The following is a 12,970-nucleotide window of genomic DNA, read 5'->3' as shown; positions in this document are numbered from 1 at the left end:
GTTTGATAGGGTTTTGGCATAGTCAAAGAATTGCGCCGGTGGGGAGCCTTAGAGGTTATCCGGTGCGAGGCTTCAGTCATCGGCCCGGTCTGACGCCGGGTCTTTTCATTTCGGGAGATCGGCATCGGGAACCGGCGCGTTCGACAGGAGCGCGGCGGATGCCGTTGCGCGCCCAGAAACTGCATCGGATTTATCGGCCATGGATGTTTTCGAGACTTTTGAACGGGCGGAGTGCTGCGGCGCATTGTCGTGGCGGTCGATCCGCCGGCCGGTTCGGGCGAGGGATCATGCTGCGGCATCGTTGTGGCCGGGCTTGGGGCAAGCGGCCGGGCGGTGGTGCTCGCCGATTGTTCGGTCGAGGGAAGAAGCCCGGCGGGTTGGGCTCATACCGTTGCCAAGGCCTATTCGCGTTTCCAGGCCGACCGGGTGGTGGCGGAAGTGAACCAGGGCGGCGATATGGTGACGGCGACGTTGAGAAGTGTCGAGGCAGCCTTGCCGGTAACGATGGTCAGGGCGACGCGGGGAAAATACTTGCGCGCCGAACCGGTGGCGGCGCTCTACGAGCAGGGTCGTGTGGCCCATGCGGGACGATTTGCGGAACTCGAGGATCAGATGTGCGACTTCGGGCTGGACGGGCTGTCTTCGGGGCGGTCGCCCGACCGGCTCGGCGCGCTGGTCTGGGCGTTGACGGCACTCCTGCTGGAGGGCCATGGCGAACCGCGCGTGCGAGGCATCTGACGCGCGGCCGCGTGAATGAAAAGGGGATTAGCGGCGGGTATCGGCCGGCTTTGGAGCGCTTTCGCGAATCTGCTTCCACTCCGATTCCATGCGCTCGACGACATGCTGTGGGATCTGTTTCGAAGGGACGGCCTGTACCGGCTGCGGCATCATCATGATCTCCTTGTTCATCAGAAAGCCGACGTGAACGTCGTAGATGTTCGTTGGTTCCATAGCGTTAGAGAAAAGTAAAGCGGCGCCTAAAGGCTTAAAACGATTTAGTTTTTCTAAACCGATTGAAACTTCGGGACACGGTAAAGAGGTAAGCTCGAAATGCCGCGCAACCGCGCTGCCTTCTTCGATTTCATCCGTATAAGATTATTTCAAGGGAAAAACCCGGGCAGCACAGGTTGAGGGGCTCGACGCGATTCTCGACCTTTGGCAGGTGCGTGTGCCCCAAGGGCGGCCGGACGGAGTTGCCTATGTGCTGGCGACCGCCTTTCACGAGGCGGCGGCCACCATGCAGCCGGTGCGCGAGACGCGGGCGGCAAGCGACGCGGCAGCGATCGGACGGCTGGACGGAGCGTTTTCCGCCGGCCGGCTGGCTTCGGTGAAGACGCCCTATTGGCGTCCGGACGGCGACGGCAGGAGTTGGCTGGGGCGCGGGCTGGTGCAGCTCGCCCACAAGCGGACCTACGAGGCGATGTCGAAGGTGACCGGGATCGACCTCGTCGCCGATCCGCCCCGGGCGATGGAAAAGGATGTCGCGGCGACGATCCTGATCGAGGGAATGCGGCTCGGCGGTTTTACCGGCCGCAGGCTCGATCATTATTTTTCAGCGGAGTAAGCCGAGTGGGTCGGCGCAAGGCGGATCATCAACGGCAATGACCGGGCGGAACTGGTTGCCGGATATGGCAGGATCTTCCATGCGGCGCTCGGCGCACTTGGGAAGCGGGCGGAGATATGATAGCCGACGCCTCGCCTTTAGAAACCGGAGTGACGCATGATCCGCCATATCGTCTTTTTTACCGCACGCAGCGAGGACGACCGGGATACTGTTCTTTCGGGGCTGTCGCTGCTGACCCGGATACCACATGCGAGCCTCCTGGAGATCGGCATCAACAACAAGGTCGATCAGCTCGGCAACCAGGTGGATTTTGTGGTCTACGGCGAATTCGAGGACGAAGCGGCGCTCGCCGCCTACAAGGCGCATCCGATCTACCAGGAATCCATCGACCGGGTGCGGCCGGTGCGGGAGATGCGGCTTGCGGCCGACTACGACGTGGAAAGAGCCGCGAAACGCCCGCTCTGACATCGGCGCTCCTCGTCTGAGGATGGACGTCACCAAAGCATAGGGATTCTGAACATGAAATCGCCATTCCACCTGCCGTCGACCTCCACGGGCGGGCGAAAAGCCGTGCCTGCAGAAAAGACTGAAGCGCTGGAACGCGAGACGAAGATGGCGGCGGGCTTTGCGATCGTCGCGGGCGAAGGCGCGGCGCATTGGTCGGAGCGCTCCTATGCGGCGCTGGCGCGGACCGGCTTCATGAAGAACCCGTCGCCTACCGCGCGATGCGAATGATTGCAGAAGCGGCCGCCGCCGTGCCGTGGCTCGCCTATGAGGGGACGAGTCGATTTTTGTCGCGTGGACCCCTCTGAAGTCGCGGAATCAACATTTGAGCCGGCGGCGCCAAGCTCTTCTGACGATTGGCAAAAACAGAAGCGGCCACCCCGAAGGGAGGCCGAGAGAGCCGATAGTGGCCATCGAGCCCTGTCGGCTCTTATGTGTTCATCCTAAAACAGAAAGATTAAAAATGACTGACCTCGGAAGCGAGCCCGGCGTCGGCATCGCGACGATTCTCGGGTCCACGGCGGGCGCCGGCATTTCGTTGATCTACCTCCTGCCGAAGACCTGCCGCGAAGCTGCGAACCGGTTTTTGACCGGAGTGAGCTTCGGTCTGATCTTTGGGGAGCCGATGGGCGTTTGGCTGACGACGAAACTCGGTATCGAAGGGGAGCTGTCGGGCTCCAAGGTTATGCTGGTGGGCTCGGCAGCGGCAAGCCTTTGCGCTTGGTGGGTGCTTGGCGCTCTGGCTGGGGTGGCCGGCAGATATGGGAAGCGCCAGAGGTAGGGCAAATAGCGCCACCTGATATGAACGGGGGGCGTATCGTGTGCTACCTCGATAGCCCAGCCGGAATCGCTACGATCAGCCACCGGATCTGGGTGCAATTTCGTGAGGGCATCGCGGCGGGCCAGAGGTTTCGCAAGGGTCGGCGCGTCTTGGCCGTGAAGCTGGTGCGCGATCCCGACGAGACGCGGCGCCATCTCGTCTGCCAGTGTGGAGGAGGAAACCCAATGACCGCAGCCAATGCGCTTCTGAAGGCGATCCATGGGCATCTGGCATCGGATGGGACGCTGACTGCGATTGTCGGAACCCATGGCATCCGCGACCGGTTTCTGGCAAGGCCGCGACTGCCCTCTGTCGTTTTCGGCGAGATGGAGACGCTGGACTATTCGACCGGCAGCAAGGTGGGCGAGGAGCATTTCTTGACGCTTGAAATCTGGTCCGAGGGGGAAGGCAGGCGGGAGGCGCAGCAAATTGCGGACCTCGTCCGCAGCCTGTTGCATGATACGGCGTTGAGCGTGAACGGTGCGGCTCTGGTGAGCCTTCTCCATCTGCTGACCAGAACGAGGCGCGAGCCAAAGACGAAATTCCAGGTCGCGGAACTGCGGTTTCGGGCGGTGACGGAAGAGATCTAGGAAGTCCGCCGGTTGGCGCTTCGCACCAGAGCCATCAGCCGCAGGACGAAGAACAGCGAGAGGGCGGCCAGCAGGGCACAGAGGATAAGCAGGATATCGGCGCCGAGTCGGTCGAGGATGGCCGTGAAGACGACAGGGGCGAGGGCATTGGCAAGGTTCTGCGGCAGCGAAAGACGGGCCGCCTGCAGCCCGTATTCGCTCGGCGAGAAAAGCGCGAGTGGCAGAAGCGCTCGCGCCACCGCAAGGACGCCCGACCCGAAGCCGTAGAGCAGGATGAATGCGACCAGCATCGACGCGGAGCCCGCACCGGCGATGAGAAGCGTGAAGCTCGCCACCATCAGGCCGGCGCCGGCAGCCGCGGTGATGAGCGGATTGCCACGCCGCCCGAGCAGCATATCGACGAAACGCGCCGAGATGCCGATGACCCCGCGGGCGGGGCGAGCTGCAGCGCGAATTCCGGGCCGGCGCCGGATTGTCGCAGCAGTTCAAGCAGCGAGGGCGATAGGCCGAAGGTGACGAAGGAACTGATCGTGGTGGCTGCGGCCACCAGCAGGAATGCGATGTTGCGTTCCGACGCGGTCAGCGCGACCGGAGGAACATGGCCGGAGCCCGTGTCCGTCTTTGTCTCGATCGGCCGTGGCAACGCAAAGAGATAGAGCGGGACGCAGACGAAGAGTTGCAGCGCGGCGCAGATGGCGAAAGTGAGCCGCCAACCGACGAGATCGTTGAGGATGCTCAGGAGCGGCCAGAAGATGGTGATCGACAGGCCGGTGAAGAGCATCAGGATGGCGATGACGCGCTTGGCGTCCTGGCCTTCGCGCTCGACGACCGCAGTATAGGCGGGCGCCGAGAGGCCGAGTGCGCCGCCGATGCCGATGATCACCCAAGCCGCAAGATAGACGAGCAGGCCGTTGGCGATGGAAAGCAGCGCGAGCCCGAGCGCAAACGTGGCGGCGCCTGCAGCCAGAACCCTGGCCGCTCCATGCCGGGCGAGAAGCCGGCCGGTGGCCGGGCCGGCCAGCGCGCTGACGACCATCATGATGGTGAGGCCCGCGAAGATGACTTCGTTGGCAAGGCCGAGGTCCGGCGCGACGACGCGGCCCATGACTCCGAGCACCTCGAATGTGGTGCCCCAGCCGGTGAGCTGCGTCACCGCGAGGACGGCAATGGTCTGCGCTGTGCGGAGCGACACGGGAAGGAGCATGGTGAGGTGGACCGGACCGGGACATGGATGGGCGGTTTTCGGGTAACAGCTTTGCCGCCTGGGCGGAAGTGACCATTCGATGACGGCGCGGACGGTGCGCCGGCTACAACCCTACGGAAGGAACGAGAGATGGTGGCGCAGAAGGGCAAGGACCTGCTTCTGAAGATCGACAGCGGCGGTACGTTTGTGACGGTCGCGGGGCTGCGTTCGAAACGGCTCGCCTTCAATGCGGAGGTGGTCGATATCACCGACGCGGAAAGCGCCGGGCGCTGGCGCGAGCTTCTTGGCGGCGCGGGCGTACAGCGCGCATCGCTGACCGGAGCGGGCATGCACGAATTGTGCTGTCTGACAACGACAACCTAGGGGACAGGCTGGGCCGATTCGATCCGCTACCACCGACGGCAAAGGGCTGGAGGACGTGCGGCGGCTTGGGCAGCAGGTTAACGGACATCACACTCTATTTGAGATTGAAACTGCTAAAAGGCATAAATTGGATATTCGATAGATGGGTGATCGGCTGGAACGCTGTTTGCCGACGGCGCGCTCGCGCGAGCCTGAGCTTCTTCCGATGGCTGGCTGTGGTCTCGGCTTGATGGGCGAAGCAGGTGTAGCATGGCGTTGATCGCGGTGGGCTCATCGCTTCTGCAGATCAAGGGAATCGAGCTCAGCGCAGATATGCAGGCCGATCTTGCCAACATTGCGGTAACCTTGGCGGGTGTTGCCGGCGGGCTTCTGGCAATCAGCGGGCGGCTCAGGGCCGCAACTGGAATCAGGGGAAAATAGCCGCCTGAAGGGAAGCATTACGGACCATTCATTTGCCATTCAGCAGCCTTTGGCTACATAATTCATCACATGCTTTGGACACGAATCCTGTTTTGTCTGCGAGTGGAAACCTTAAATCATGGCGCGACTGCCGATCATCGCAATACTGGCCGCCGGCATCGCCGGTTTTTCCGGTCTTCAGCCGGAAAACGCCTCTGCGCGCGATTATCTTCTGCTCGTTGCGAGCGATTGCGGATCGGCTGCGTCCCGCGTCGTGCGGGAGACGGGCGGCCAGCTTCTTTCCGCCCAGCCTTCCTCGGACGGCCAGACCTGCATCGTGACCGTGCTCGTCCAGGGCAACGGCAGCCAAAGGCCGCGCAAGGTAACCGTAAGGGTTCCAATGTAGGCGGATCCGGCAGGCTTATTATCTGATATATCTGCCGGCATATTATTCGAGGGGCGGTGCATGCGCATTCTGGTGGTCGAAGACGACGTCAATCTCAATCGGCAGTTGTCCGACGCATTGAAGGAGGCGGGTTATGTGGTCGACCAGGCTTTCGATGGCGAGGAAGGACATTACCTCGGCGAAACCGAACCCTATGACGCTGTTATCCTCGATATCGGCCTGCCTGTCATGGACGGGATAACCGTGGTCGAGAAATGGCGGGCCGAAGGCAAGGGTATGCCGGTTCTGATGCTCACCGCCCGCGACCGCTGGAGCGACAAGGTAGCGGGTATCGATGCCGGTGCCGACGACTATGTGGCCAAGCCCTTCCATACAGAGGAAGTGCTGGCGCGCGTACGGGCCCTGATCCGGCGCGCGGCCGGTCATTCCTCCTCGGAAATCGTCTGCGGCCCTGTGAGACTCGATACCAAGGCTTCGAAGGCAAGCGTCGACGGCGTGGCGCTGAAATTGACCTCGCACGAATTCCGGCTGCTTTCCTACCTGATGCACCATATGGGTCAGGTCGTTTCCCGCACCGAGCTAGTGGAACACATGTATGACCAGGATTTCGACCGCGATTCCAATACGATCGAAGTTTTCGTGGGCCGGCTCCGCAAGAAACTTGGCGTCGATCTCATTGAAACGGTCCGGGGCCTCGGCTACAGGATGCAAGCGCCGACAGATGCGCATTAGGATCCTTCCGACCGGCCCCAGGTCGCTGACAGCCCGCGTGCTGCTGCTGGCGACGCTGTGGTCGGCCCTGGCGCTGGTGGTCATCTCGATCGTCATCTCGCAGCTCTATCGGCAATCGGCGGAGCGCGCTTTCACCGACCTTCTGAGGGCGCAGCTTTATAACGTCATCAACTCGATCACGATCGGCGACGACAACCAGCTTTCCGGCAGCCCGCAACTTGGCGACCTGCGTTTTTCACAGCCGGAGACGGGATGGTACTGGATCATCGAACCGCTCGGCACATTTGCTGCCAGGCCGCTCTCCTCATCCTCGCTCGGCACCTCCAACATCAGCGTGCCTTCGATTCTGGCAGTGCCGTTCAACAATCGCTACGAGCGCTTCTATCCGGCAACCGACGCCTTCGGAAACCATCTGCTGATCTCGGAGACCGAGGTGGTGCTCGATGGGGAAGGCCGTGCCGCCCGCTTCCGGGTGGCAGGCAATCTCGGTGTGGTGGAAGATGACATCCGCGCATTCTCCCGCAGCCTCTATATCGCGCTCGCCGTCTTCGGTGTCGGAAGCCTCGTCGTCAACGGCCTCGCCATTCTCTACGGGCTGCAGCCCTTGGTGGGTGCCCGCCGCGCGCTTGAAATGGTGCGTCGAGGGGAGGCGGAGCGGCTGGATGGCGAATTCCCCCGTGAGGTCATGCCGCTCGCCAACGAAATCAACGCGCTGATCGAAAGCAACCGCCGCATTGTCGAGCGGGCGCGCATGCAGGTCGGCAATCTCGCCCATTCGCTGAAAACGCCGATCGCCGTTCTCCTTAATGAATCCCGGATGCTCGAGAAGGTGCAGTCGGACCTGGTTCGCTCGCAGGCCGAGGCGATGCAGGCGCAGGTACAGTCCTACCTGAACCGAGCTCGCATCGCCGCCCAGCGCGAATCTCTGCTCGCCCGTACGGATGTCGAGCCGGTGCTGGAGCGGCTGGTGCGGGTGATGCGCCGATTGAACCCCGAAAAGGAATTCCACCTGTCCATCTTTCCGCCCGGCATGGCGCTTGCGATGGAGCAGCAAGACGTAGAGGAAACGATCGGCAACCTGCTTGAGAACGCCGCACGCTTCTGCAAGACGGGTGTCTGGATCACCGCAGCGACGGCTGCCGCTCCGCCTGGCAGGGAAGCCGAGGTGCCACGCCGCTACTGGCTTGAAATGGCAATCGAAGATGATGGACCGGGACTTGAACCCGACCAGATCCGCGAAGCCATGAAGCGCGGCAGGAGGCTCGATGAAAGCAAGCCGGGAGCCGGGCTTGGCCTTTCGATCGTCCGGGAGATTGCCGGCGAGTATCAGGGTCGGTTCGAGTTGACCCGAGGCCTGCGTGGCGGCCTGAGAGCCCAGCTGCTTCTGCCGGGCGTGACGAAGGATGCGAGCTGAAAGATCATGGGCTCGGTGGGGGGCGCCAGTGTGACGGATGCGCAACATTCCGGCAATCAGTGCGCCGCAATATGGACGGATAGATTGCCTGCTATATCTTCGTGGACTGGGACGTGGCTATCTCCCTCCGCTAAAATGGGAAATTGAACGATCGGCGGATCTGCGAGTTTCCCAGCAATGCCATAATGATGCCATGCCGGGACGGGAGCACTCCCGGATCGATTCCTGAATGAAGATGACTTATGAGCCGGTTCTGACATGCGATCCCAAGGTCTCCAAAACATCCTAACCCTGGCTGTCGTAACCGGTCTGCTAGCAGGCTGCAGTACGTCGTCCGGTGCCGACAAGGGAGGATCGCGCGGGCTTCTTTCGCCGCGTCCTTCCGCTTCGGCATCCTATATCTCCGCGTTGCAGGGTGGGATTGTCGGCCGCGCCGGCGTTGAACTTTCCTCAAGCGACCGCTCCCGCGCCCTGGAGGCGGAATATCGCGCCCTTGAAGCTGCCGCAGGGGGCCAGACCATCCCCTGGAAGGGCGATGATGCAAGCGGCCAGGTAATAGCCAATGCACCCTATCAGGTAGGAAGACAGAACTGCCGGCAATATCGCCACACGCTGACGGCCGGAGGGCGCGAAATGACCGCACGAGGTGCTGCCTGCCGCAACTCGGACGGGACCTGGACGCCGCTGACCTGACCCCATCTTTGACTTATGTCATGGCCACGGGCGACTTCCGGTGCCATATCGGCGTTATAACTTGCGGCGAAACGCCTCAAATTTGCGTCAACGCCGGCTCCGCGGTTGGAATGCGCCGGTGGTTGCAGTAATGGGCCATTATGTTCTTGTGGATCATCCTAGCGCTTCTGACGGCGGCGGTTGCAGCCGTGCTGATCATGCCCTTCTCCCGCCGTGGCATGGCGGCGCCTGCAAGTCACGCCGGTGAGGTCGAAGTCTATCGCGACCAGCTCAAGGAACTGGAGCGCGATCGTGCCCAGGGGCTGATCGATGCCCAGCAGGCTGAATATGCTCGCGCCGAGATCGGTCGCCGGCTGCTTGCGGCGGCGAGTGAGGATGGCGCAGCGAGTTCTGAAGCCCCGAAGCAAAGATCCCATGCGCTGGTCGCCGCCATCGTGACGGTCATTCCCCCGATTGTCGGGCTCTGTCTTTATTTGGCTCTCGGCAACCCGAACCTGCCGGACCAGCCGCTCGAAGCGCGGCTCGCCAATCCGGGAAACAATATCGCCCTGCTCGTCGCCAAGGCGGAGCGGCACTTGGCGCAGAACCCCAATGACGGCGCCGGTTGGGACCTGCTGGCGCCGATCTATTTCCGCACGATGCGGCTCGGCGATGCCGAGATGGCGTATCGCAACGCAATCCGTCTGCTCGGTGCCAGCTCGGAGCGGCTCGCCGGTCTTGGCGAGACTCTCATCGCCACCAATGACGGCATCGTGACCGAGGATGCGCGTTCGGTATTCGAAGAAGCCGTAAAGCTCGATCCCAAAAATCCGCGCTCCCGGTTTTATGTTGGGCTCGGTTTCGAACAGGCCGGCCGCATGGTCGAGGCAAGGGCCGCCTTCGAGGCGATCGCCAAGGAATCTCCCGCCGACGCACCCTGGATGCAGCTCGTCAACCAGCACATCGCAAAGAACGGCGGCACCGTCGCAACAAATCCGGATGCCGCCACCGGCGGGGCGCCGGCGCTCGCCAACCCGACCCAGGAAGACATGGCGGCAGCCGGAGCGATGGCGCAGGACGACCGAGAGGCGATGATCCGCGGCATGGTCGACAGCCTCGCTGCCCGGCTGAAAGAGGACCCGGACAATCTCGATGGCTGGGTGAGGCTGGTGCGCTCGTATTCGGTGCTGGGCGAAAAGGAAAAGGCCGAGGAAGCGTTGAAGAGCGGGCTGAAGCAGTTTCCGTCCTCGGGCGAACTGGTGGCGCTGGCAAACGAGATAGGGCTTGCCGTCGAGGGTTCGACGCCCAATGGAGTGACGCAATGACGCGCAAACAGAAACGGCTGGCAGTGATCGCGGGCGGGATGAGCTTCATCATCGTCGCCGTGCTTCTCGTCATGTTCGCTTTCAGCCAGTCGGTCGCCTATTTCTTCATGCCGGCCGACCTGGCAAAGACCGAGGTCAAGCCGGGCACCCGGATCCGCTTGGGCGGTCTGGTGGCGGAAGGTTCCGTAAAGCGCGGCCAGGGCTCGACGGTAAGCTTCACCGTCACCGACGGCACCGGCAACGTGCCGGTCAGCTATACCGGAATTCTGCCCGACCTTTTCCGTGAAGGGCAGGGCGTGGTGACCGAAGGCACGTTCGATGCCGCCCATAATTTCGTCGCCGACAGCGTGCTGGCCAAGCACGACGAGAACTATATGCCGAAGGAAGTCGCCGATCGGCTGAAGGCCGACGGCGTATGGAACGAGGGCGAGGGGGCTGCGAGCCAATGATCGTCGAAATCGGTCACTACGCACTCGTTCTGGCGCTCGCCACCGCGCTGATCCTCGCGATCCTGCCGGTGATCGGCGCCCGGCGCGGCGACGCGGCGATGATGGCGCTCGCGACAACCGGCACGCTGGCGACATTCTGGCTGGTTGCACTTTCGTTTGCTGCGCTGACCTGGGCCTATGTGGTTTCCGACTTTTCCGTCAGAAACGTCTGGGAGAACTCCCATTCGCTGATGCCGCTGATCTACAAATATTCCGGTGTCTGGGGCAATCACGAAGGCTCCATGATGCTGTGGCTGCTGATCCTGGTCTTCTTCAGCGCTCTGGTTGCGGTGTTCGGCAGAAACCTCCCCGATAGCCTCAAGGCGAACGTGCTGGCCGTGCAGGCCTGGATCACCGCAGCCTTCCTGCTCTTCATCCTGCTCACCTCCAACCCCTTCCTCCGGCTCGATCCGGCTCCGGCGGAGGGGCAGGATCTCAACCCGGTGCTGCAGGATTTCGGGCTCGCGGTTCATCCGCCGCTGCTTTATCTCGGTTATGTCGGGTTCTCCGTCTGCTTCTCCTTTGCGGTCGCCGCTCTGCTCGAGGGCCGGATCGACGCCGCTTGGGCCCGCTGGGTGCGGCCCTGGACGCTCGGCGCCTGGACCTTCCTCACCGCCGGTATCGCCATGGGCTCCTATTGGGCCTATTACGAACTCGGCTGGGGCGGCTGGTGGTTCTGGGATCCGGTCGAGAACGCATCCTTCATGCCCTGGCTTGCCGGCACCGCACTTCTCCATTCGGCCCTGGTGATGGAAAAGCGCGAAGCCCTGAAGATCTGGACCGTGCTGCTTGCGATCATGACGTTCTCGCTGTCGCTGCTCGGCACCTTCCTGGTACGCTCCGGCGTGCTGACCTCGGTGCATGCGTTCGCGACGGATCCGACTCGCGGCATCTTCATTCTCTGCATCCTCGCGATCTTTATCGGCGGCGCGTTCATCCTTTTTGCCTGGCGGGCGCCGATGCTGAAGGCGGGCGGATTGTTCGCGCCGATCTCGCGCGAGGGCGCGCTGGTGCTGAACAACCTGATCCTGACGGTCGCGACCGCGACGGTCCTGATCGGAACGCTCTATCCGCTCGTCCTCGAAACCCTGACCGGCGAAAAGATTTCCGTCGGTGCGCCGTTCTTCAACATGACCTTCGGCCTGTTGATGCTGCCGCTTCTGGTCGCGGTCCCTTTCGGACCGTTGCTTGCCTGGAAACGCGGCGATCTGCTGGGCACCCTGCAGCGCCTTTATCTCTTCGCGGCGGTCGCCCTCGTGGCCGGCCTCGTCTTCTACTATGTCCAGAACGGTGGACCGGTGATGGCGATCTTCGGCCTTGCGCTCGGGTTCTGGGGTATGTTCGGCGCCGTCGCCGATCTCTGGTACCGCGGCAATTTCTCCAAGGTTGGCTTGGCCGTCGGGCTTCGCCGGCTGGCCGGGTTGCCGCGATCGGTATTCGGGACGGCAATCGCCCATTTCGGCCTTGGCGTGACGGTGCTGGGCATATTCTCCGCCACCCTGTTCGGAACCGAGACGGTGGTCGAGATGAAGCCGCGCGCAACGGTCGATGCCGGCGGCTATTCGCTGACATTCGACGGCATGCGTGAGGCGGTGGGGCCGAACTTTACGGAAGAACGCAGTCACTTCACCGTCAGTCGCGGCGGGGTGGCGATTGCCGACGTCTGGTCGTCGAAGCGGCTTTATACCGCGAGGCGAATGCCGACCACGGAAGCGGGCATCCTCACCTTCGGGCTGAGCCAGCTTTATGTTTCGCTCGGCGATCCGATGGAGGGCGGCGGCATCGTCGTGCGCATCTGGTGGAAACCGTTCATCCTCTGCATCTGGGGCGGCGCGCTGATCATGATGGCGGGCGGGTTCGTGTCCCTTTCGGACCGGCGCCTGCGGGTCGGAGCGCCGAGCCGCAAGGCGAAAACGGTGAAAGCGACGCTGGAGGCGGCGGAATGATGCGCCGGCTGCTGATCGCGATTTTTCTGGTTTTCAGCGCGTTGCCCGCTCTTGCGGTCAACCCTGATGAAGTGCTTTCCGATCCGGCCCTCGAACAGCGCGCCCGAAATCTTTCGGCGCAGTTGCGCTGCATGGTCTGCCAGAACCAGTCGATCGACGATTCCAGTGCGGAACTGGCGCGCGACCTGCGCGTGCTGGTGCGCGAGCGGCTGGTGAATGGCGACAGCGACAGCCAGGTGATCGACTATGTGGTTTCCCGGTATGGCGAATTCGTGCTCTTGAAGCCGCGGTTCAGCGCCAAGACGATGATCCTCTGGGCCGCACCCATCCTGCTGCTCGTTATCGGCGCGATTGCGATCTTCATTTTCGTGCGCACGCGTCCGAACCAGCGGACGGTCGCGGCGCTGACGCCAGAAGAACAGGCTCGCATAGAAGAGCTGCTTAAAAAATAGGGCGACGCGTCAGCCGAACATTACCAATATTTCATCCGGTCGCCATCTGCAGTTAACTTCCGGGCGCCTATATCTCTCGTCATCCACCGCA

General features: G+C 62.5%; 13 protein-coding genes and 6 pseudogenes. 17 read left to right on the top strand and 2 right to left on the bottom strand.

Going from position 1 to position 12,970, the window contains the following annotated elements; translation table 11 throughout:
- Nucleotides 1-234 precede the first annotated feature (234 nt).
- Nucleotides 235-738: pseudogene (locus EDE05_RS13220) on the top strand (DNA-packaging protein); the annotation flags it as partial.
- A gap of 27 nt (nucleotides 739-765) precedes the next feature.
- On the opposite strand, the gene EDE05_RS26820 reads toward EDE05_RS13220, so the two are convergent.
- The gene (locus tag EDE05_RS26820; RefSeq protein ID WP_162712525.1) at nucleotides 766-909 is read right to left on the bottom strand and encodes a hypothetical protein; all 144 of its coding nucleotides are present in this window, start codon (nucleotides 907-909) and stop codon (nucleotides 766-768) included.
- A 141-nt stretch (nucleotides 910-1,050) separates the two neighbouring features.
- Here EDE05_RS26820 and EDE05_RS13215 point away from each other — a divergent pair.
- The 6 genes and pseudogenes from EDE05_RS13215 (at nucleotide 1,051) to EDE05_RS13190 (ending at nucleotide 3,478) form a co-directional block, all read left to right on the top strand.
- Nucleotides 1,051-1,684, top strand: a pseudogene (locus EDE05_RS13215) (hypothetical protein).
- A gap of 36 nt (nucleotides 1,685-1,720) precedes the next feature.
- Nucleotides 1,721-2,029 carry a Dabb family protein gene (locus EDE05_RS13210; RefSeq protein WP_134101279.1) on the top strand — a complete coding sequence of 103 codons (309 nt, stop codon included), beginning with the start codon at nucleotides 1,721-1,723 and terminating at the stop codon, nucleotides 2,027-2,029.
- A gap of 147 nt (nucleotides 2,030-2,176) precedes the next feature.
- Nucleotides 2,177-2,343: pseudogene (locus EDE05_RS27190) on the top strand (phage portal protein); the annotation flags it as partial.
- A 188-nt stretch (nucleotides 2,344-2,531) separates the two neighbouring features.
- Nucleotides 2,532-2,849: a DUF6107 family protein gene (locus EDE05_RS13200; protein WP_134101276.1), complete on the top strand. Its 318-nt coding sequence runs from the start codon at nucleotides 2,532-2,534 to the stop codon at nucleotides 2,847-2,849.
- A gap of 20 nt (nucleotides 2,850-2,869) precedes the next feature.
- Nucleotides 2,870-3,046, top strand: a pseudogene (locus EDE05_RS13195) (phage head closure protein); the annotation flags it as partial.
- Between the two features lie 27 nt (nucleotides 3,047-3,073).
- Nucleotides 3,074-3,478 (top strand): DUF3168 domain-containing protein, encoded by a 405-nt coding sequence (locus tag EDE05_RS13190; protein ID WP_134101609.1) that lies wholly within the window; start codon nucleotides 3,074-3,076, stop codon nucleotides 3,476-3,478.
- On the opposite strand, the pseudogene EDE05_RS13185 reads toward EDE05_RS13190, so the two are convergent.
- A pseudogene (locus EDE05_RS13185) lies at nucleotides 3,475-4,682 on the bottom strand (MFS transporter). The gene EDE05_RS13190 and the pseudogene EDE05_RS13185 sit on opposite strands and share 4 nt — an antisense overlap.
- 129 nt (nucleotides 4,683-4,811) lie before the next feature.
- Between EDE05_RS13185 and EDE05_RS13180 the strand changes: the two are divergent.
- The 10 genes and pseudogenes from EDE05_RS13180 to EDE05_RS13140 all read left to right on the top strand — a co-directional run.
- Nucleotides 4,812-5,012, top strand: a pseudogene (locus tag EDE05_RS13180) (phage major tail protein, TP901-1 family); the annotation flags it as partial.
- 282 nt (nucleotides 5,013-5,294) lie between these two features.
- Nucleotides 5,295-5,465 carry a hypothetical protein gene (locus EDE05_RS26815; RefSeq protein ID WP_166675452.1) on the top strand — a complete coding sequence of 57 codons (171 nt, stop codon included), beginning with the start codon at nucleotides 5,295-5,297 and terminating at the stop codon, nucleotides 5,463-5,465.
- A 118-nt stretch (nucleotides 5,466-5,583) separates the two neighbouring features.
- Nucleotides 5,584-5,850, top strand: a complete 267-nt coding sequence (locus tag EDE05_RS13175; protein WP_112802824.1) for a hypothetical protein — start codon at nucleotides 5,584-5,586, stop codon at nucleotides 5,848-5,850.
- Nucleotides 5,851-5,910: 60 nt separating this feature from the next.
- A complete protein-coding gene (locus tag EDE05_RS13170) occupies nucleotides 5,911-6,582 on the top strand; it encodes a response regulator transcription factor (RefSeq protein ID WP_105371841.1) in 672 nt (223 codons plus the stop codon).
- Nucleotides 6,572-7,996: a HAMP domain-containing sensor histidine kinase gene (locus EDE05_RS13165; protein WP_134101273.1), complete on the top strand. Its 1,425-nt coding sequence runs from the start codon at nucleotides 6,572-6,574 to the stop codon at nucleotides 7,994-7,996. The genes EDE05_RS13170 and EDE05_RS13165 overlap by 11 nt, the downstream gene beginning before the upstream one ends.
- Before the next feature lie 258 nt (nucleotides 7,997-8,254).
- Entirely contained in the window at nucleotides 8,255-8,689 is a 435-nt protein-coding gene (locus EDE05_RS13160; protein ID WP_112802829.1) for a hypothetical protein, read from the top strand.
- 140 nt (nucleotides 8,690-8,829) lie between these two features.
- Nucleotides 8,830-9,993: a c-type cytochrome biogenesis protein CcmI gene (gene ccmI, locus EDE05_RS13155; protein ID WP_134101270.1), complete on the top strand. Its 1,164-nt coding sequence runs from the start codon at nucleotides 8,830-8,832 to the stop codon at nucleotides 9,991-9,993.
- Nucleotides 9,990-10,442 carry a cytochrome c maturation protein CcmE gene (gene ccmE, locus EDE05_RS13150; protein WP_134101267.1) on the top strand — a complete coding sequence of 151 codons (453 nt, stop codon included), beginning with the start codon at nucleotides 9,990-9,992 and terminating at the stop codon, nucleotides 10,440-10,442. The genes ccmI and ccmE overlap by 4 nt, the downstream gene beginning before the upstream one ends.
- Nucleotides 10,439-12,427 (top strand): heme lyase CcmF/NrfE family subunit, encoded by a 1,989-nt coding sequence (locus EDE05_RS13145; protein ID WP_134101265.1) that lies wholly within the window; start codon nucleotides 10,439-10,441, stop codon nucleotides 12,425-12,427. Before ccmE ends, EDE05_RS13145 begins: the two co-directional genes overlap by 4 nt.
- The gene (locus tag EDE05_RS13140; RefSeq protein ID WP_132410681.1) at nucleotides 12,424-12,879 is read left to right on the top strand and encodes a cytochrome c-type biogenesis protein; all 456 of its coding nucleotides are present in this window, start codon (nucleotides 12,424-12,426) and stop codon (nucleotides 12,877-12,879) included. The genes EDE05_RS13145 and EDE05_RS13140 overlap by 4 nt, the downstream gene beginning before the upstream one ends.
- Nucleotides 12,880-12,970 lie beyond the last annotated feature (91 nt).

Origin of the sequence: Neorhizobium sp. R1-B, from assembly GCF_004368875.1 — a bacterium.
Lineage (GTDB): Bacteria > Pseudomonadota > Alphaproteobacteria > Rhizobiales > Rhizobiaceae > Neorhizobium > Neorhizobium huautlense.
The sequence above is the reverse complement of the archived record's forward strand: the minus strand, read 5'-3'. Positions and strand labels throughout refer to the sequence as shown.